This is a genomic window from Streptomyces sp. NPDC053076 (genome assembly GCF_044546845.1).
Lineage (GTDB): Bacteria > Actinomycetota > Actinomycetes > Streptomycetales > Streptomycetaceae > Streptomyces.
In genome coordinates this window covers 855,490-872,846 of record NZ_JBITZL010000003.1, presented here as the reverse complement: position 1 = coordinate 872,846, position 17,357 = coordinate 855,490, and the positions used below count along the sequence as shown (strand labels likewise).

The 17,357-nt window shown below is 71.1% G+C and carries 17 protein-coding genes and 2 pseudogenes; 7 read left to right on the top strand and 12 right to left on the bottom strand.

Annotated elements, in window-relative coordinates:
• Nucleotides 1-148: 148 nt before the first annotated feature.
• On the bottom strand, nt 149-289 hold the full coding sequence (locus tag ACIGYR_RS17285; RefSeq protein ID WP_399600137.1) for a hypothetical protein: 141 nt from the start codon (nt 287-289) through the stop codon (nt 149-151).
• A gap of 275 nt (nt 290-564) precedes the next feature.
• On the opposite strand from ACIGYR_RS17285, the gene ACIGYR_RS17280 reads away from it, so the two are divergent.
• Nucleotides 565-903: a DUF6343 family protein gene (locus ACIGYR_RS17280; protein ID WP_399600134.1), complete on the top strand. Its 339-nt coding sequence runs from the start codon at nt 565-567 to the stop codon at nt 901-903.
• Nucleotides 904-1,049: 146 nt separating this feature from the next.
• Here ACIGYR_RS17280 and ACIGYR_RS17275 read toward each other — a convergent pair whose 3' ends face one another.
• The 3 genes from ACIGYR_RS17275 to ACIGYR_RS17265 form a co-directional block, all read right to left on the bottom strand.
• Entirely contained in the window at nt 1,050-2,225 is a 1,176-nt protein-coding gene (locus ACIGYR_RS17275; protein WP_399600131.1) for a zinc-dependent alcohol dehydrogenase, read from the bottom strand.
• Nucleotides 2,222-3,160: an SRPBCC family protein gene (locus tag ACIGYR_RS17270; protein WP_399600128.1), complete on the bottom strand. Its 939-nt coding sequence runs from the start codon at nt 3,158-3,160 to the stop codon at nt 2,222-2,224. The genes ACIGYR_RS17275 and ACIGYR_RS17270 overlap by 4 nt, the downstream gene beginning before the upstream one ends.
• A 666-nt stretch (nt 3,161-3,826) precedes the next feature.
• Nucleotides 3,827-4,240, bottom strand: a complete 414-nt coding sequence (locus ACIGYR_RS17265; RefSeq protein ID WP_391836770.1) for a DUF4345 domain-containing protein — start codon at nt 4,238-4,240, stop codon at nt 3,827-3,829.
• A 90-nt stretch (nt 4,241-4,330) separates the two neighbouring features.
• Between ACIGYR_RS17265 and ACIGYR_RS17260 the strand changes: the two genes are divergently transcribed.
• Nucleotides 4,331-4,960 carry a TetR/AcrR family transcriptional regulator gene (locus ACIGYR_RS17260; protein WP_399600125.1) on the top strand — a complete coding sequence of 210 codons (630 nt, stop codon included), beginning with the start codon at nt 4,331-4,333 and terminating at the stop codon, nt 4,958-4,960.
• Nucleotides 4,961-5,449: 489 nt separating this feature from the next.
• On the opposite strand, the gene ACIGYR_RS17255 is transcribed toward ACIGYR_RS17260, so the two are convergent.
• The gene (locus tag ACIGYR_RS17255) at nt 5,450-5,692 is read right to left on the bottom strand and encodes a DUF5302 domain-containing protein (RefSeq protein WP_399600123.1); all 243 of its coding nucleotides are present in this window, start codon (nt 5,690-5,692) and stop codon (nt 5,450-5,452) included.
• Between the two features lie 188 nt (nt 5,693-5,880).
• Nucleotides 5,881-7,260 (bottom strand): MFS transporter, encoded by a 1,380-nt coding sequence (locus tag ACIGYR_RS17250; protein ID WP_391836773.1) that lies wholly within the window; start codon nt 7,258-7,260, stop codon nt 5,881-5,883.
• A gap of 424 nt (nt 7,261-7,684) precedes the next feature.
• Here ACIGYR_RS17250 and ACIGYR_RS17245 point away from each other — a divergent pair, with 424 nt between their 5' ends.
• Nucleotides 7,685-8,626 (top strand): helix-turn-helix domain-containing protein, encoded by a 942-nt coding sequence (locus tag ACIGYR_RS17245; protein WP_399600120.1) that lies wholly within the window; start codon nt 7,685-7,687, stop codon nt 8,624-8,626.
• Nucleotides 8,627-8,980: 354 nt separating this feature from the next.
• Complete coding sequence (locus tag ACIGYR_RS17240) at nt 8,981-10,438, top strand: serine/threonine-protein kinase (RefSeq protein WP_399600117.1); 1,458 nt, start codon at nt 8,981-8,983, stop codon at nt 10,436-10,438.
• Between the two features lie 347 nt (nt 10,439-10,785).
• Here ACIGYR_RS17240 and ACIGYR_RS17235 read toward each other — a convergent pair.
• Nucleotides 10,786-11,052 (bottom strand): annotated as a pseudogene (locus ACIGYR_RS17235) (TetR/AcrR family transcriptional regulator); the annotation flags it as partial.
• Here ACIGYR_RS17235 and ACIGYR_RS17230 point away from each other — a divergent pair.
• Nucleotides 11,050-11,238: pseudogene (locus ACIGYR_RS17230) on the top strand (SAM-dependent methyltransferase); the annotation flags it as partial. The pseudogenes ACIGYR_RS17235 and ACIGYR_RS17230 sit on opposite strands and share 3 nt — an antisense overlap.
• A gap of 195 nt (nt 11,239-11,433) precedes the next feature.
• Nucleotides 11,434-11,646: a hypothetical protein gene (locus ACIGYR_RS17225; protein ID WP_399600114.1), complete on the top strand. Its 213-nt coding sequence runs from the start codon at nt 11,434-11,436 to the stop codon at nt 11,644-11,646.
• 55 nt (nt 11,647-11,701) lie between these two features.
• Here the strand turns inward: ACIGYR_RS17225 and ACIGYR_RS17220 are convergent, their stop codons facing one another.
• The 3 genes from ACIGYR_RS17220 to ACIGYR_RS17210 all read right to left on the bottom strand — a co-directional run bounded on the left by ACIGYR_RS17220 (nt 11,702) and on the right by ACIGYR_RS17210 (nt 14,432).
• On the bottom strand, nt 11,702-12,340 hold the full coding sequence (locus ACIGYR_RS17220; protein WP_391836778.1) for an NAD(P)-dependent oxidoreductase: 639 nt from the start codon (nt 12,338-12,340) through the stop codon (nt 11,702-11,704).
• A gap of 14 nt (nt 12,341-12,354) precedes the next feature.
• A complete protein-coding gene (locus ACIGYR_RS17215) occupies nt 12,355-13,302 on the bottom strand; it encodes an EamA family transporter (protein ID WP_399600111.1) in 948 nt (315 codons plus the stop codon).
• Nucleotides 13,303-13,604: 302 nt separating this feature from the next.
• A complete protein-coding gene (locus ACIGYR_RS17210; protein ID WP_391836780.1) occupies nt 13,605-14,432 on the bottom strand; it encodes an SDR family NAD(P)-dependent oxidoreductase in 828 nt (275 codons plus the stop codon).
• A 354-nt stretch (nt 14,433-14,786) separates the two neighbouring features.
• Here ACIGYR_RS17210 and ACIGYR_RS17205 point away from each other — a divergent pair, with 354 nt between their 5' ends.
• Nucleotides 14,787-15,746: a LysR family transcriptional regulator gene (locus ACIGYR_RS17205; protein WP_399600108.1), complete on the top strand. Its 960-nt coding sequence runs from the start codon at nt 14,787-14,789 to the stop codon at nt 15,744-15,746.
• Nucleotides 15,747-15,866: 120 nt separating this feature from the next.
• On the opposite strand, the gene ACIGYR_RS17200 is transcribed toward ACIGYR_RS17205, so the two are convergent.
• Both ACIGYR_RS17200 and ACIGYR_RS17195 read right to left on the bottom strand, forming a co-directional pair.
• Nucleotides 15,867-16,277 (bottom strand): hypothetical protein, encoded by a 411-nt coding sequence (locus ACIGYR_RS17200; RefSeq protein WP_399600107.1) that lies wholly within the window; start codon nt 16,275-16,277, stop codon nt 15,867-15,869.
• Between the two features lie 376 nt (nt 16,278-16,653).
• Nucleotides 16,654-17,073, bottom strand: a complete 420-nt coding sequence (locus tag ACIGYR_RS17195; protein ID WP_399600104.1) for a glycosyl hydrolase — start codon at nt 17,071-17,073, stop codon at nt 16,654-16,656.
• Nucleotides 17,074-17,357: the final 284 nt, after the last annotated feature.

The following is a 17,357-nucleotide window of genomic DNA, read 5'->3' as shown; positions in this document are numbered from 1 at the left end:
GAGGCCGCCGGCGCGTTGTTTCTTCTGCATGGCGTTTCTTCTGCATGGCGCGGATGATCCATGCGCCGGAGCCGGAGGCCGCCAGCCAGCCGGAGGCCGCCAGCGCCCCGCCCCCACTGCGCCATGAAGTGCGCCCAGTGGCCGCCTGCTATCCCTCGTCGTCGCTGTCCGTGTCGTCGCCCTCCGCCTGAGAAGGCGTCGTCCGTGGCGACTGCTCCACCTCGTCCTCGTCACTCCCGGTCCCAGGTTGGGGCTCGCCCTCGGCCTGGGACGGCGTCTGTTCACTCATGCCGGACCTCCGTGTGGCGTCGTGCGGTTCGTGTCAGGGCGTACTCGAGCATCGGGGCCGGTGGGCATCGCTTGCGCTCGGCTGTCTCCTCCCCGGCGCCTTCTCCCGTACGGCCCCCTGGGTACCCGGGTGCAGGGTCGTCTACGCCGCGCCTGAGGCGGGACCCAAGGTTCCTGTTCGGCAGCCTTCGCTTGGCATACGAGGGGGTTCGTTTGCTGGCTCCGCCGCGGGCTACGCGGGCAGCAGGCCCCGTGGTCCTGCCGGAGGAGCCCCTCATGCACGATGACCAACACGGACGTGCGCCGATACCTTCTCTCCCCTCCGAGGGGAGAGGCCGTCGTTCGCTGCGCACCGGCACGGAACCTGCGACCGCACGCAGTGCCCTGGGGTTGCGGCTGGCGTTGTCCGCTGTCTTTTTGCCGCTTTTCGCCGCTGCCGCCGCGGGTTTCGCGGTGTGGGCCGCGCATCAGGGGCCGGGTGACAGCCCGGGCAGCGGCCCGCTGACCGTGCTCGCGGTAATCTGCGGGATTCTCGCCCTGGCCGCGGCCGTGGACCTCGTGGTGGTGACGGCACGGCGGCGACGCGAGCGTGCCGATGGCACCGCACATCCGTAGGACGGGACAGCAGCGACCGGTCACGAACCGGGCCGGGTCCCCGCGACCTGTTCCGGCTGGTTTGCCCGTGGCGCACGCTCTCCAGGGCCGGCTCGGCTCGTCGGTGTCAGCGACACATGGTGCCGCAGTTCATCGCCCGCGGCCCTTCACGGCGTGAGGACGACCTTCTCGCAGTGGTCCTTCTTGTTCTTGAACAGGTCGTAGCCGGTCGGTGCCTCGGTCAGGGGCAGGCGGTGGGTGATGATCCGGGTGGGGTCGATCTTGCCCTGTTCGATCATGCCCAGCAGCGGTTTCATGTACTTGTGCACGTGGCACTGCCCGGTGCGCAGGGTCAGGGACCTGTTCATCCAGGCGCCCGCCGGGAACTTGTCGATCAGCCCGCCGTAGACGCCGATGACCGACACCACGCCGCCGCTGCGGCAGGACAGGATGGCCTGGCGCAGGGCGTGTGGCCGGTCGGTCTCGGAGCGGACCGCCTGCTTGGCGCGGTCGTAGAGGTGGACGTGGGAGGCACCGTGTGTGGCTTCCATCCCGACCGCGTCGATGCACTTGTCGGGGCCCCGGCCGCCGGTGAGTTCCAGCAGCGCCGACCGTACGTCGGTGTCTTCGAAGTCGATGGTCGTGTAGCCCTCGGCGGCGGCCATGTCGAGCCGGTAGGTCTCCTTGTCGATCGCGATGACCTTCTCCGCGCCCAGGACCCGGGCGCTGTCCATGGCGAACTGGCCGACCGGCCCGGCGCCCCAGACGGCGACGACGTCACCTTCCTGGATGTCGCACATGTCGGCGCCCATGTACCCGGTCGGCAGGATGTCGGACAGGAACAGCACCTGCTCGTCGCTGAGGTCCGAGTCGATCTTGAGGGCGTTGGCGTCGGCGAGCACCACGCGGGCGTACTCGGCCTGGCCGCCGGCGAAGCCACCGGTGAGGTGGGAGTAGCCGTAGATGCCGGCGGTGGGGTGACCGAAGAACTTCTCCGAGATGCCGGCGTTGGGGTTGGTGTTCTCGCAGCACGAGTACAGCTCCGCGCGGCAGGACGCGCAGGCGCCGCAGGCGATGGGGAAGGGCACGACGACCCGGTCGCCGACGCGCAGTGTGCCGTCGCTGATGCCGGGGCCGACCTCGACGACCTCTCCCATGAACTCATGGCCCATGATGTCGCCCTTTTCCATGGTGGGGACGTAGCCGTCGAGCAGATGGAGGTCGGAGCCGCAGATCGCCGTCGAGGTGATCTTCACGATGGCGTCGCGGCTGTTCAGGATCGACGGTTCGGGGACGTCCTGCACCTCGACCGAGTTGCGTCCCGTCCAGCAGTTCGCCTTCATCCCAGGGCCTCCTTCAGTTCGTCCTCGGTCAGCGGTCGGGCCGGGTGCTGCGGGAACTCGCCGCGGGCCCGCTTGCCGCCGGGTGCGCCCTCGGAGCGGACGACCTCACCGGTCTCCGCGATCTGCTTGAAGCGGCGCAGGTCGTCGTCCAGCTGCTGGTGCGGTTCCTCGCCGAAGTAGCGCGCCGCGGCCTTGCCCAGCGCCCCGCCGGGCAGGTCGTAGCGCAGGGTCACCCGGATCTCCGTGCCCCGGCCGCCGGGGGCGGGCACGAAGCGGACCTCGCCGGAGTTGTCGATGTCGGCACCGTCCACCGACCGCCAGGCGATCAGCTGGCCGGGGACGTCCTGAGTGGTCTCGGCGTCCCATTCGACCGTCTCGCCGAACGGCGCGGCGGCCCGCCAGTGACTGGTGCGCGGGCCGGTGACGCGCACCTCGTCCAGGTGTGCCATGAAGTCCGGCAGTCGCTTCAGGTCGCTCCACAGGCCGTAGACCTCGTCCGGGGGCTGGGTGACGGTGGTGGTCGCGGTCAGTTCCACGGGGGCGCTCCTACGGGTGCGGGTCACGGCCGTGTAGACGTCCGTGGCCGTGATGGCGGTGACCGCGGCGGTCGCGGCAACGGTGCGGCCCAGGCCGCGGCCGTTGTGGTTCTTCAGGGCCCGGGTCAGCATCGCCACATCCATGAGGTCGCCGCCGACGCGGCCCCAGAGCCAGGCGGGATGCGGCCGCCCCAGCAGACCGGTCGCCGCCGCCAGCTCGCGTACCCCGACGGCGGTCGTGGCCGAGCGGTGCCGGAAGGTGTCGTCCACGCCCAGGGCCCGGGCGAAGCCCGCCGGGGCGACGACCTGGGGCACGCCCAGGAGCGCACTGGCCCAGCCGAGGCCACGCACGAGCGGATCGTGCCGTAGGCGGGAGGTGGAGCGGGTGTCTGTCTTCATGAGTGCTCCCCACGTGCGGTGAGGTGAACGGAAGGCGGGCCACTCGAGTGAGAAGGGGAAGGGCGCATACCGGACAACATCGGGGTTTCCGCGTGGCCCGCGTCCAATCCTCAACTCCCGTCACCGAACCGGCGGCGCAGTCGTCCGGTCGCGGCGAGCTGTGCTGATCCAGTAAGCGTCGGTGAACTTCTCAACGCCTCGAGGATCTGGTCTTCGTCTCGGGCAGCCAGGAGGGGTATCACACGCACGTGGTAGCCGGTGTCGGTGCCCTGAGTGTGCTGACGAAGACCCGCAGGCGTGGTGTCAGAGCGGTCAATGTGCGGTCGGTAGGGAAGAGCACGGCGAGGCCAGCCAGGGCGAGCGCGGTCGGTAGGGAAGGCCACGGCGAGGCCAGCCAGGGCGAGCCGGACCGCAGGGCATTCGGGTTCCCGCCGGGTCCGGCAGATCCGCAGTGCAGAACTGGACCGCGCTGCGGGCCCGGCCTCGCTGTCCGGATCGGCATGCACCAACAACTCCACGACAACCGCTGAAGCAACGCGGCGCGACCGCGCCGGAGGCTGTGTCCGAGCTGGGCCTGGGGCTGCGGGATGACCGATCACATCATTCCTCACCTTGCAGCGCCGGCTCCCCCTGCCAAGAGTTCGATCTGGTTGAGGTCACGCGCGTTCACCGACCCACGGACACGGCCTCCACGTCGCTGCGCAAGACCCGCTCCTCCGCGTCGGCCAGCCAGAAGAAGACCGGCGGCAGGCTGAGCTCGATCACCGCCAGCGCGATCTGGAACCACTGAGGCCAGCCATGCACGGCCAGGGAGAGCAGCCGGCCCACGCCGCCCAGCAGGAAAACGCCGGCCAGCCACCGCACCGCCTGAGTCGGGATCGGACGCTGCCGCGCGGCCCAGAGCCAGGCCAGCCCGTAGCCGACGAACCCGGCTCCCATGAACCGGCCCCAGCTGTCGACCGTCGTACCGGCGGAACCGGCCCCGGGGATCGCCGCGTTGCCGAGTGCCACGTGGAACAGGCCGATCACCACACACGTCCCGCCCATCAGGTGCGTGAGTATGCGCAGAGCCCTGGCCATGGTCCCTCCAAGCCGTCCCGGCGGAGCTTAGTTGACATGCGTCTACTACAATGGGTGCGCTAGTAGACTCATGTCAACTAAACTTCTCTCGTGCCTCCCCGTCAGCGACTCACCCCAGCCGACCGCCGCGCTCAACTCCTCGCCGTCGGCGCTCGGCTCTTCGCCGCACATCCGTACGCCGACGTGCTGATGGAGGATGTCGCTGAAGAGGCCGGCGTCTCACGGGCCTTGCTCTATCGCCACTTCCCCAGCAAGCACGCCCTCTTCGCAGCCGTCTACCAGCAGGCGGCGGACCAACTGCTCGCGCAGACGCGGCTTGACCCCGCCGACTCCTTGGTGGAACAGCTCATCCAGGGGATGGACGTCCATCTCGACTACTTCGTGGCGCATCGCAACGCCGTCCTCACCGCGAACCGGGTCCTTGCGGGCGACCCGGTGATCCAGACGATCATGACGAATGAGCTGGACGCGCTGCGTGCACGGCTGCTGGCCGTACTCCCCCTCGCGGACGAGAGCGCCCGCGAGGCCGTGTCCGGCGTCCTGAAGAGCTGGCTGGTCTTCGTCCAGGTCCTCTGCATCGACTGGCTCACCCACGAGACCTGTACTCGCGCCCAGTTGCGCGACGTCTGCATCGGCGCGGTTCTCGGTGCCCTCCGACCGCTGCTCGCCGAAGATCCCGCCCCCGACTGGCCGCGACAAGGGCCCGGCACGGGTGCCTAGGGTGCCTAGGTGTGTCCGGGGAGGCTGGTGACGCGGCCGGCTGATGGTGCCCACCAGACGCCCGCGTACCGTCCTGCCGTGAGGGTCCAGTCATAGCCCGATCGACAGCAGGCCGGCGTTGCCACGGGCGCAGGGCGGCGCGGTCCCGGGCATCCACTCCGCCATACACCGCCACCGGCCCCGCGGGCATCGGAGGTTAAAAATCAAGCTAAGGGAACGCCCCCGGCCCTGCCCGCCCCGCCGCCCGTCAGCGTTCGATGGCAGCGCGATGGACGCCTACGGCAATAAGTGTGGAGCTAAGTTTGACCATAAATGTGGAGCTAAGCCAGAGCTAAGTTACGGGCTAAATCACCCCGTATCGGATCGCCGGGACGGGGCAGTAAGGACCGCTGGCTCCCCTTACAGGCCGAGGGGAACGGCCGCAGCCGTCCCACTCGGGCGTCTGTCAGATCCCCCGACCGTGTCCGGCCGCTGGCGGCTGCTCTGGACTCAGCCGCCGCTCTTGCGTCGGAAGGACCGCTGGTTCGACGCCGGGCCGTGCGCGCCGCGGACCTTTGACGCGTCGGTGTTCGCGGCGAGTTCGGCGGAGTCCGCCTGCATACCGCGCTTGCGCGCCAGGGCCTCACGGAACTTGCGCTTCAGGTCGTCCTGGCCGTCATCGTCGGGCGAGAGGGAAGGGGCCTCGACGTCAGCCGACTCCGAACCTTCGTGTGATGCAGACTCTGCGGCCATGGTGACCTCCTGGGTTCGGACAGTGGAGATCACAGCTTGTCATGCCGGACACCCCATGAGGCGTCCGCGGCCGGCATCGTCAGCCGCCGTAGCGGCCCGAGGGGCCTCGGCGTCCCACCGGCCTGCTTGCTCGTCCGCACGCGCCCCTATGCCCACGGCCTCCGTCGGGGCGACGCCCTCTCGTTGGGTCAGGCGCGGGGCAGCAGGAGGCGGGACAGGGCGGTGGTGGCGATGAGCAGAGCGGCGACGGTGAGGAGACCGATGCGCATGCCCGGCAGGGAGAAGTCTGCGTGGGGGCCGGAGAGCAGGCTGCCGAAGAGGGCGACGGCGAGCGCACCGCCGGTCTGGCGGAACGAGTTGAGCAGCCCCGAGGCGGTGCCCGCGCGCTCTCCTGGGACGGCGTCCATCAGCAGTGCGGTCAGCGCGGGTACGACGAGTGCCCCGCCGATGCTCAGCGGCAGCAGCAGGACCAGCACCAGCCACACGGGGGTGTGCGCGGCCAGCGGCAGCATGGCCAGCATCGCTCCGGTGAAGATCAGCTGGCCGGCGACGATCACCGGTCGCCGCCCGATCCGCTCCGCCAGTCGGGGTGAGACCAGGTTGGTCGCCGTCACCACCGCTGACATGGGGATGAACATCAGCCCGGCTGTGATCCCCGACATCCCGCGCAGCTGCTGGTAGTACAGGCCGAGGAGGAAGATGCCGCCGTAGAAGGCCGCGTTGACGGCGAATCCGACCGCCAGCGGGACGCTCACCCGGCGGTCTGCCAGCATGCCCAGCGGGACCATGGGCTGGCGGTGCCGGGCCTCCACCGCGCGGAAGGCGCATCCGGAGGCGATGGCGAGGGCGGCGGCGGCCAGGACGGGGCCGCTGGTCCAGCCCAGGTGGCCGCCCTCGATCACGGCGAAGGCCAGTCCGGCCAGGGCCAGTACGGCGGTGAGCTGGCCGGCGCCGTCCACCGCGGCGGGCCTGCGCGCGGAGCGCGGCACCCGGACCAGCAGGCCGAGGATCACCGCGCCCACCGGGAGGTTGAGCAGGAAGACCGCCCGCCAGCCGGCCGTCTCGGTGAGCAGCCCGCCCAGCACGGGGCCTGCGGCCATCGCCAGTGAACCGCCGACCGTCCACAGTGCGATGGCGCGGGCCCGTGCCCGGGCGTCGTCGTAGGCTTGCCGGATCAGAGCCAGCGAGGCCGGCATCACGATCGCGGCGGCGCCGCCCTGCGCCACCCGCGCGCCGACCAGTGTGCCGATGCCGGGTGCCAGTGCGCAGCCGAGGGAGGCGAGGGTGAACAGGGCCACGCCCCAGGCGTAGGCGCGGCGGGCGCCCGCACGGTCGGCGAGGGCGCCGGCGGAGAGCATCAGGGCGGCGAACATCAGGGTGTAGGCGTCCACCACCCATTGCAGTCCGGTCATGCCGGCGGTGAGGGAGTTGCCTATCGCGGGCAGGGCGATGTTCACGGCCGAGACGTCGATGGTGATCACGGTGAAGCCGAGCAGCGAAGCGACCAGTGCGGCGGCGCCGCGTTGCGGCTCGGTGGGGGCGTCGGCGGGCGGTGCGGCTGGTCGCAACCGGTGTGGGTGTCGTCGCAGGCGTGTGGACGGTGACGGCTGCTGACGGTGTTCGTGGGCGGGTGCGGTGGAGGGGGGCGTGGAGGAGACGGGGGTGGATCGCAAGGTGGGCTCCAGGGCGGGGGGGGTGAGTGGATGGCTGGTGATCGATGGGCGGGCGGCTCCGGCCTGTCGGGGTCGGTGCTCGATGGGCGGGCGGCTCCGGCCTGTCGGGGTCGGTGCTCGATGGGCGGGCGGCTCCGGCCGTCGGGGTCGCGGTCCTGTGTCTCGCACTCCCTGGGCCCCGGTGGCCGGGCCGCCCGCTGCGGGACCAACTCTGCGGCCTTGGGTGGCTGCTTGGCAGACCGGGCTGTTCCCGGGGTGCGGTGTTCCAGGTCCTGACAGGGCCCCCCACGTGCCGGGTCCACCTGCCACAATGGGTCGAATGGCAGCAGCAGACGCACGGGGCTCCGAGCTCGGCAGATATCTGAAGGCCCGTAGGGCGCAGGTCCGTCCGGAGGATGTCGGCCTTCCGGCCGGTGCGGGACTGCGCCGTACTCCTGGACTGCGCAGGGAAGAGCTGGCCGCGCTGGCCGGAGTGAGCGTCGACTACTACATCCGCCTGGAGCGTGGCCGGGAGACGAACCCCTCCCCCGCCGTCGTGGACGCCCTCGGTCGCGCCCTGCGGCTGCGCGGTGATGCTTATGAACGCCTGTACGAGCTGGTGGAGTTGGCCTCCGGCCGGGTCGGTGAGCTGCCCGCCTCCTCCGAGCACACCGTTCGCGACTCGGTGCTGCGGATGCTGGAGTCGGTGCGTCCGCTGCCCGCCTATGTGGTGAGCCGCTACAACCGCGTGCTGGCCGCGAACCCGCCGGGCCGGCGGCTGCTGCCGGGACTGTGGGACTGGCCGCAGGACCAGCGCAATCTGACCCGCTATCTCTTCCTCCACCCGGTCGGCCGGACGCTTTATCAGCCGTGGGAGGAGACGGTCGCGCTTTCGGTGGCGCATCTGCGGGCGGTCGCCGGAGCCGATCCTGACGACCCCGAGCTGACCGCGCTCGTCGGTGAACTGGTGCTGAAGTCCGCGGAGTTCGCGCGGCTTTGGGAGCGTTACGACGTCTGCGAACGCGGCGGCGGGCAGAAGTCCTTCCAGCATCCGCAGGTCGGACCGATGACCCTGACCTACGAGGTCATGCAGCTGGCCCGGACGGGCGGCCAGCGCATGGTGGTCTACCAGGCGGCTCCCGGCACCCCGGACGAGGCGGCCATGCTCCGCCTGGACTCCGTGGGCGCCCGGCCGGAGTCGGCGCCCTTGGATCGTCCGGAGCCGGCCGCCGAGCCTTGTCCCGCCGGCGTGGTTGCAGCGGCGCACGCCTCCGCCGGCTGACCCTGGGCCCTCACGCTCGCCTCCGCCGGCTGACCCTGGGCCCTCACCCTCGCCTCTTCGGTCACCCCGGCGCCGGCGAGAGCGGGCTCAGCGGTGATCCTCGCGTCTCGCGCCTCGCGCCTCGCGTCTTCAGGGATCATTGCGAGGTGGGGGCTGCGAGGGCATGGCGCGGTCATGGAGTTGCTCGAAGGCGCAGCACATCGCAGGCGGTGTCGCCGGGTCGGTGGTGGAGAGCGCACTCGCGCGGCACACCGCGGGCGTTATGGGGGTACTCGGGGCTTTGATGGGTACGCGGGTGCGGCGCCCTCCTGATGAGCGTCTGTATGGGTACCCGTTGAAGCAGTGGGAGAAGACATGAGGCTCCGCCAGTCGGCTTTGGCACTGTCGCGGTGTTCGACGGAAGTGCTGGCCGGGCGGTATCGCCTGGACTCGGTCATCGGTTCAGGTGGCGCCGGCGATGTCCACCGCGGCTTCGACCTGCGTCTGAAGCGAGCGGTGGCGGTCAAGGTTTTCCGTGCCGGCGCCGAGATCGACACGGAGGAACGCTTCGACCACGAGGCGGTGATCCTGGCCCGGTTGCAGCACCCCGGCCTGGTCACCGTCTACGACGCCGGACGGCACAACGGCCGCGCGTATCTGGTCATGGAGCTGATCGAAGGCCCTACGCTCAAGGAGCGCATCGCCACGCGTCCCCTGGCACCCGGCGAGACCGCCGACATCGGTGCGGACCTCGCCCGGGCTCTGGCCCACGCGCACGAGGCAGGGATCGTTCACCGCGACGTCAAGCCCTCGAACATCATCCTGGACATGTCCGGCCGCCCCCACCTGACCGATTTCGGCATCTCCCGGCTGCTGGACTCCACCACCCGCACCGCTACCGGCGCACTCGTCGGTACGGCCGCCTACCTCTCCCCCGAGCAGGTGCTCGGCCAGCCTGTCGGCCCGCCCGCCGACGTTTACGCCCTTGGGCTGGTGCTCCTCGAATGCATCACCAGCAGGCTCGAATACGACGGTGGTCCCCTGGAGGCCGCGATCGCGCGGCTCCACCGCCGGCCCGAACTGCCTGGCTTCCTGCCCGAGCGGCTGGCAGCCCTTCTGCGGGACATGACCGCCCTGGAGGGGTCGGCCCGCCCATCGGCGCACGACTGCGCCCGGACACTGACCGCCCTGGCCGGCACGAGCGGTCGTCAGGCCGTCTCCTCCGCAGCCGGCGTCACGAGCCTGACGCGCAGGGAGGCCCCCGGGAGGGCCGACTTCACGCACCCCCGTGCGTTGCACACCGCGGGTGCGGCCCCGTCGCGGACCGCGCCCGGCCGTGGACGCCTCCTGGTCGTCGGTGGAGCAGCCGCGCTGGCCGCTGCCATGGCCGGCACTCTCGCCCTCTCCGACGGCTCCGCGCACCAGGCAAACGGCGACAAGACGGCACGGGCCGCCAGTAGTCCCCACCCGGAAGCAGATTCCCCGGGCACGCCCGCTCCGGAGAGGAAGGCGACGACTGTGGCTGCGGCATCCACCACCCGCGATGCCTCGGCCGGACAGCTTCCGGCCCGCGCTTCCGGTCACAGCTCCGGCTCGTCCTTCGTCGCCCCGAGCCGGGAGCAGGTCGCCGGCACAGCCGCCCATGACCCTGCTTCTCCCCCGCCACCTTCCACCGCGGGTGGCGCATCGGAGGATCGGGGCGGGAAGCCGCACCTGCCGCAATCGCACGCCGAGCCGCAGACGCAGGCGTCCGGCGAACGGTCCCACAAGGCCGGGAAGACAAAGCCTCAGGCAAAGGCCAAGGCCAAGGCCAAGGCCAAGAAGAAGAAATAACGATCCGCGGGAGTAGCACTGCCCGCCGTTCAGAGGGCAGTTCGCGCCCTGGCCGGGCGGTGACGGCCCCGGACTTGGGGTATCTCGGCGCAGGTGCTGCAGCCGCTCTCGTCGGCGTCCACCAGTGCTTGAAGGGCAGTGCGCCGGTGCCACCGGGGCGGATGAGGTCGCTCCGGTCGGTGCGACCGTACTGCCCGGAGCAGGTCTTGCCGTTGACCGTGAAGCGGCCACATGCGCCGGTGGTCAATCCAGCTCTCGCCGGTTGGGGGTGCAGTCACCGGTGGAGGGGAGGGAGACCGGCGTCGGCGGCCTTCTCGGCGCGGGCCGTTGCGGGCTGCGCGTCGGGTTCAGCGGGGGCGCCGTTGCACGACGTCGGCGAGCACCGTGGTCACCAGTCTGTTGACGGTGGCCGTGGTCGGTGGGTCGGGGTCGCGGTCCGCGAACAGCAGGTGCCCGCCTCCGACCAGGGAGAGGGTGAGTGAGTCGATGTCGGCGTCGGCCGAGATACGGCCCCTTGCGCGCTCGTCGGCCAGATATGCGCAGACCGCGGTCGTGACCTGGGCGAGGATCGCGATGCCGCCTCCCGGCATGGCTTGCCGCAGCCGCGCCGGGAGCAGTCCTACACGCGCGAGCAATGGCTGGACCTGCTCCCCACCACCGGCGGCCTCACCCGGCTTCGCCCTGATCAGCTGGCCGGGATACTGGGCGCGGTCGGCCATGCCATCGACGCTCTGGGCGGCCGCTTCACGATGCAGTACACCACTCTGGCGACCACCGCCGTACGCGCCGGCACCTCTTGATCCGCTGCCGCGCGCTCGCGCGGGCCCGCGCACGCTCCTCGCCCTCGGGGCACGCCCGGATCACGCAGCGTGCGCAGGCCCCCGGGCAGCTCGGGCAGTGGGCGCAGGGCCCCCGGGCACCGGCCGTCTGCTGGCGACGGCTATAACGGGTTCGTCCGGCAGTTGCGGTGCTCTGCGCGGGCGGTTGCCCCGGGCGTGCCGTTACTTCTCCACGGTGTAGCGCAGCTGGGCGAAGCCGCCGACGTCGGCGGCCGAGTCCAGGCGCAGCGGGACGTCCTCCAGCAGCTCCCCGAAGAGCCGGTGTCCGGCGCCGATCAGGACCGGGGCGACGCTGATGTCGTCGAGTCGCGGGTGTGCGCGGCGCCATGGACACGGAAGGAGGGGATCGCGGAGGTCGAGCCGGCCTGAGATGGTGTCAGGCTCCGTCGCGCTCCTCGTCGTTGAGCGGCAGCGCCGGGAAGGCTCAGTAGCCGACGGTGAAGCGTGCGCGGTGGTGTGTGGGGTGTTCTGCCTCGTCCAGTACGGCCACGGCGAGGTCTTCCATGGAGATGGTGGAGTTGCCGTCGGCGTCCACCAGGAGTTCGTCGGTGCCGACCCGGTAGGTGCCGGTGCGTCTGCCCGGTTCCAGGACGGCGGCCGGGCTGAGGTACGCCCAGTCGACGTGCTCATCGGCCTGGCAGACCGCCAGTTGTTCGTTGCAGGCCAGGGCGATCGGCCGCCAGTCGGCTGGGAAGCCCGGGTCTTGCACTACCGTGCGTTCCCCCTCGCCCGGCAGGCGCAGGCTCCCGGCGCCCCCGAGCAGGATCAGCCGGACGCCGGTGCGGGAGAGGCCGGCCAGCAAGGCGCGGGCGGTGTCCGGGAGGTCCTGTTCCTGTCCGGGCGCCGGCCGGGTGGCGCTGATCACCAGGTCCTGCCCGCTGCTCAGCGCGGCGACGGTGTCGGGGTTCAGGGCGTCCCCGACGACGTGTCGGGCGCCGGGATGGAGGGCCGTGAAGCGGGCCGCGTCGCGGGCGACGGCGGTGACCTGGTGGTTGCGGTCGATGGCTTCGGCGACGATCCGGCTGCCGGCGGCTCCGCCGGCTCCGAAGACGGTGATGCGCATGATGCGGTTTCTCCTCAGTGGATGCGGGTCTGGCCGGCCGGGACCGGGGACGCGGGACGTCCGGCCGGTGCACGGGACGGGGCGGGTCGGGAGGGGTGAAGCTGGGCGAGTGTCACCGCGGCCAGGGTGAGTGCGCCGCCCAGCAGCTGCGGCACGGTGAGCTGTTGTCCCAGGGCGATCCACCCCAGACTGGCGGCGACCAGGGGGCTGAGCAGGCCGAGGAAGGTGACCTTGGTCGGGGAGAGTGTTCTGATGCCGCGGAACCACAGGGTGTAGGCGAGCGCGGCGCCGATCACGCTCAGGTAAACATAGCCGACCAGGTTGTCGATGCTCAGGGTGGCCGGCGGGGGCCCTTCGACGAACAGGGCCACCGGCAGCAGGAGCAGACCGCCGGCGACCAGTTGCCATCCGGTGGTCGCCAGCAGCGGAGCCGGGGAGGTCCAGCGCTTGCTGAGGACGACTCCGCTCGCCATGACGACCGCACCGCCCAGGGCGGCGGCGATCCCGAGCGCGTCCAGCCGGGCGTCGGCGCGGAGCACCAGCATGGCGACGCCCGCCATGCCTGTCACGCAGGCCAGCAGGGTCCGTAGGGTCGGACGCTGGCCGAGCAGGGCGGCGGACAGGCCCGCCACCAGCAGCGGCTGGACGGACCCGACGGTGGCGGCGACTCCGCCCGGCAGCCGGTAGGCGGCGATGAAGAGCAGGGCGAAGAAGACGCCGATGTTCAACGCGCCGAGGACCACGGACTTCCACCACCAGTCGCCCCGCGGCAGTCGCCGGGTGATGAGCAGCAGGAGCAGCCCGGCGGGCAGAGCCCGCAGCACCGCGGCCAGCAAGGGCCGGTCCGGTGGCAGGAGTTGGGTGGTGACGAGGTAGGTGGAGCCCCAGATGGCCGGGGCCAGGGCGGTGAGCCAGGTGGCTGTCCGCATGCCCGGTGCTGACGACAGGGCAGGGGTGTTCATGGTCTTCTCCTGGTCGCGGGAGACAAAAAAGGGGGGCGCCGGGGACGGGATGCCTGAGGCGGCGCAGGCGGAGTACCGGAGGGGGCGCAGGCGGGTGCCTGAGGGAGCGCGGGGTGCCTGAGGTGGCCGGGGGGGCTGGGCGCCTGAGGGGGCGGGGTGCCGGGTGCCTGAGGCGGGGGGCGTGCGTGGGCCCGGGAGGCGGCTGCGGAGGTGAGCTGGTTTCCGGCCGGCGTGCGGGTGGCGGCGTCTCGGCGGCGGTGCGGGCACTTCAGGTGAACAGGGCGGGCGCGGGTTGCTCGTTGTCAGCCTGCGGCGCGGCTGGCTTCCTCCCAGGAGGCCCAGATCGCTTTGCGGCTGTCGGCGGCCTGCTGGGCGACGTCGTACATGGCGCTGCCGAGGATCAGCCGCAACGGCGGATCGTCGCTGTCGGCGAGGGTGAGCAGGGCCTTTGCTGCTCCGGCCGGGTCGGCGTCCTCGGCGTCGCCCCACATCTGGGCGAGCGCGGTGTGCAGGGGTTCGTAGGCCGGGTGGGCGGGTTCGGTGCGCATGGACGTGTACAGGCCGGTGGTGTATCCGCCGGGTTCGACGATGCTGACCTTGACGCCGAAGGGTGCGACCTCCTGGGCGAGTGCCTCGGACATTCCCTCCAGCGCCCACTTGCTGGCGCTGTACAGCCCGGTGGTCGCGAAACCGATGACGCCGCCGATGCTGCTGATCTGTATGAGCCGGCCTCCGCCCTGGCGGCGCAGGTGGGGCAGGACGGCCTGGGTGACCCAGAGCGCGCCGAAGAAGTTGGTTTCCAGCTGGGCGCGGGCGCCGGTCTCGGTGAATTCCTCGACGGTGCCGCTGCCCATGATGCCGGCGTTGTTGACGACCACGTCGAGCCGGCCGTGCGCCTGGGTGGCCCGGTCCACGGCGGCGAACACCGCCCTGCGGTCGGTGACGTCGAGGGGCAGGGCGTCAAGTCGTCCGGGGTGCTCGGCGACGAGCGCGGTGAGCGGCTCGATCCGGCGGGCCGCCCCGATGACCCGGTCACCGGCGGCCAGGGCGGCGCGGGTGAGGGCGAGGCCGATGCCGCTGGAGGCGCCGGTGACGAACCAGAGGCGGTCCGAGGTGGTGGTGCGGGTCATGGAATCTCCCAAATCGGCCGAGACGACTCGTCTCAAGCCGTGTGCGTGTGCGGGTGCGTGCGCCAGGGCCTCGGCTGCGCCGGGGCCCGTGCGGCTGCAGGTTGTGCTTCGCGTGATGTCCGGTGTGCTCAGCGCGGGTACCGGGCGCGGACGACGGCGTGGCCACGGCCACGGGTGGGCGTCACCGTGCTGACCGGGGCGGTCATGGCGAACGCCGGCGTAGGGGTGCGTGGCAGGGGGGACATGTCGTTGTCCTGGGGGGCGAAGGCGGTCAACTTGCGTGCGGACCAACCCTGCAACGCGGTGGGGACGTCAACAAGGTGACATAGTGGAACGCTTGTTTAGCCAGGCTCAATGATCGGGGGAACAGTGCTGGAGCGGCTGGAGCTGGAGGCGTTCTTGACGCTGGCCGAGGAATTGCACTTCGGCCGCACCGCCGAACGCCTGCACCTGACGACCGGCCGGATCAGCCAGACCATCAAGAAGCTGGAACGCCGCGTGGGGACAGCGCTGTTCGAACGCACCAGCCGCCAGGTCCGCCTCACCGAGGCCGGGCAGCAGCTTCACGACGATCTTCTTCCGGCCTGCCGGCAGATCGAGGCCGCGCTGGAGAGAGCGATCAACACCGCGCGGGGTGTCGACAGCGTCCTGCGGGTCGGCTTCGTCGGCGCCGCCTCGGGCCAGCTGGTCTTCGAGACCGCCCAGTTGTACGCCCGGCGCAATCCCGGCTCCCGCATCCTGCCCAGGGAACTGCAGATCATCGACGCGTTCCCCCGGCTGCACGACGGGGACGTGGAGGTGCTGATCGTCTCCCTGCCCCACCAGGAACCGGGGATGCTCAACGGCCCGGTCCTGTTCAGCGAACCCCGGATGCTGGCGGTGTCCTCCCGTCACCCCCTGGCCGGCCGCAAGGCCGTGTCCCTGGAGGATCTCGCCGCGGTCAGGCTTTTGCAGGCGGCCCGGACAGTTCCCGACTACTGGCGCACAGCACGCACACCCCTGCTGACCCCCGCCGGCAAGCCCATCGAACGCGGTCCCGAGTTCGGGACCTTCCACGAGGCACTGCTCCTGATCGCTGCCGGCCAGGGCGCCTTCGTGGTGGGCGCCCAGGCCGTCCGCTACTACTCCCGCTCCGACGTCACCTACATCCCCATCAGCGACGCACCGCCCCTGGAGTGGATCTCCACCTGGCTCGCCTCCCCCACCCCGGCCACCACAGCCCGCATCCTCTCCTTCAACAGGGCAGCCCAGGACGTCGTCACCCGCATCCGCCTGACCGCCGACACCTCCCCGCTTGACGGGGCGGTCCCCTGACGCCGCGCATCCGCCCGTCACCGAGGTCAGCAGGTGCTCGGCGCGGTCCGGCCGGCGAAGCGGCCCGCGAGCCAGGGCAGACCCTCGCCGCTGGTGGCCTCGGTCCGGCACCCTTGACTTTCAGTTCGGGCGCGCAGGAGGGGGCCGGTTCGGCGGCGGACGCCGCCGCGCCGCCGCCCTGCGAGGCATGTACGTGTGGGCTCCGGGTGTGCCGATGCCCTGATAGTCGGTCACCACCACGGCATAGCCCTGATCGAGGAGTTTCTTGAGAGGCAGTGCCTCGTACTCGGTGCCTTCGGCCAGCCGGCGGGAGGGGGCGCACCTGTCCGCCAGACCCTGGGTGCCGGGGGCGAAGGCGATGATCGGGCGTGGGCCGTGCTGCGAGGTTCTGGGGGCGAGCATGGTGCCGGTGACGGCGATGGCCTTACCCGCGCGGTCGGTGGTGCGGTACATGGTCCGGTGCACGCTCGCGTTGGCCTTGAACGCTTTGAGCGGATCCAGGTAGAAGACGCCCGGCCGCGAGCTGAGCACGTCACCGTTGTGGGCGGGCAGGCTCAGCCGTTGCTGTGTGCGCAGGTGGTCCGGCGGCGGCCGCCTCGCCCGAGGGCACGCCGAAAGTGAGCACGGCGCAGGCTACGGCGGTGCATGCTGCCACAGCACGGACGGGCACCCCGGGCGCGACGACAAGGCACGAGGGCTCCTGGGTCAGGGAGATCCACTACCTACCCGAGGCACGACATCAAACCATGGAAATATAAGCCAAAGCGGGACATTCATGCCATGGATCGGCCCCATGCGGTCATCCTTCGATTGCTCAGACCGCGGCAGGCGCGCCGTCCGGCACAAGCCGGCGGTGCCGGTCGCAGTCCGCGCAGAGGGGCTGCGACCGGCGTTCTCCCGGCAGACCCTAGTACCAGCCGGTGCAGGTGATCGCTGTGCCGTAGCCGGAGTCACCACAGGCCCGCATCAGCTGGCCGTTTCGGTCACGCCACGCTTCGGTGTGGACACTGGTGCCGGCGTCGATCTGCCGCCAGCCCAGCTGCGGCTCCCAGGTGCGGCCCCCGTCGCTGCTGCGGTCCACCCAGACGTGCATGCCGGGAGAGCCGTTGGTGACCCGGCCCCAGGCACAGGTGTTGGTCCCCGAGCCGTTGTACCTCAGCTCGAAAAGCTGGCCCCTGCCCCCGGTCGCCGAGCGGGCGGTCCCCGTCACCACGCTGGTGCTGCAGCCGTCCGCGGCGCTGGCGGTGGTGGCCGCGGACATGGTCAGCAGTCCTGTGCTCATCATCAATGCCGAGACCGTGGCCGCGGCCTTCTTGTTCATGCGCATCTTTCGTTCCCCCTAGTCAAGCCCTGAGGCTCTGGTGATCGGTTGAGGCCCGGTAGGAGCTCACCCGGCGTGGTCCGCTGGTCGAGCCCGGGCGGTCCGTCGTGAAGCGCTGACCGCGCTGTCCTGCACCATCGTGCTGGCGCGTGGTGCGGGCGAACAGCTCACGAACCGTTCACTTATGACCGGTCCGCTGGTCGCGGCATACCCCGGCCGAAGGCCGCGGACCGCCTGGCGCGGGAGGTCACCGGGCCTGGCCGGCCACCGCGCCGGTGGGGTCACCGGGC

Excerpts from the sequence above, each read along its gene's own strand:
- ACIGYR_RS17245 (WP_399600120.1), top strand. The coding sequence starts at position 7,685 with ATGGCAGCAGCAGACGCACGGGGCTCCGAGCTCGGCAGATATCTGAAG.
- ACIGYR_RS17210 (WP_391836780.1), bottom strand. The coding sequence starts at position 14,432 with ATGACCCGCACCACCACCTCGGACCGCCTCTGGTTCGTCACCGGCGCC.
- ACIGYR_RS17240 (WP_399600117.1), top strand. The coding sequence starts at position 8,981 with ATGAGGCTCCGCCAGTCGGCTTTGGCACTGTCGCGGTGTTCGACGGAA.
- ACIGYR_RS17280 (WP_399600134.1), top strand. The coding sequence starts at position 565 with ATGCACGATGACCAACACGGACGTGCGCCGATACCTTCTCTCCCCTCC.
- ACIGYR_RS17275 (WP_399600131.1), bottom strand. The coding sequence starts at position 2,225 with ATGAAGGCGAACTGCTGGACGGGACGCAACTCGGTCGAGGTGCAGGAC.
- ACIGYR_RS17195 (WP_399600104.1), bottom strand. The coding sequence starts at position 17,073 with ATGCGCATGAACAAGAAGGCCGCGGCCACGGTCTCGGCATTGATGATG.
- ACIGYR_RS17220 (WP_391836778.1), bottom strand. The coding sequence starts at position 12,340 with ATGCGCATCACCGTCTTCGGAGCCGGCGGAGCCGCCGGCAGCCGGATC.
- ACIGYR_RS17205 (WP_399600108.1), top strand. The coding sequence starts at position 14,787 with ATGATCGGGGGAACAGTGCTGGAGCGGCTGGAGCTGGAGGCGTTCTTG.
- ACIGYR_RS17215 (WP_399600111.1), bottom strand. The coding sequence starts at position 13,302 with ATGAACACCCCTGCCCTGTCGTCAGCACCGGGCATGCGGACAGCCACC.
- ACIGYR_RS17255 (WP_399600123.1), bottom strand. The coding sequence starts at position 5,692 with ATGGCCGCAGAGTCTGCATCACACGAAGGTTCGGAGTCGGCTGACGTC.
- ACIGYR_RS17270 (WP_399600128.1), bottom strand. The coding sequence starts at position 3,160 with ATGAAGACAGACACCCGCTCCACCTCCCGCCTACGGCACGATCCGCTC.
- ACIGYR_RS17265 (WP_391836770.1), bottom strand. The coding sequence starts at position 4,240 with ATGGCCAGGGCTCTGCGCATACTCACGCACCTGATGGGCGGGACGTGT.
- ACIGYR_RS17285 (WP_399600137.1), bottom strand. The coding sequence starts at position 289 with ATGAGTGAACAGACGCCGTCCCAGGCCGAGGGCGAGCCCCAACCTGGG.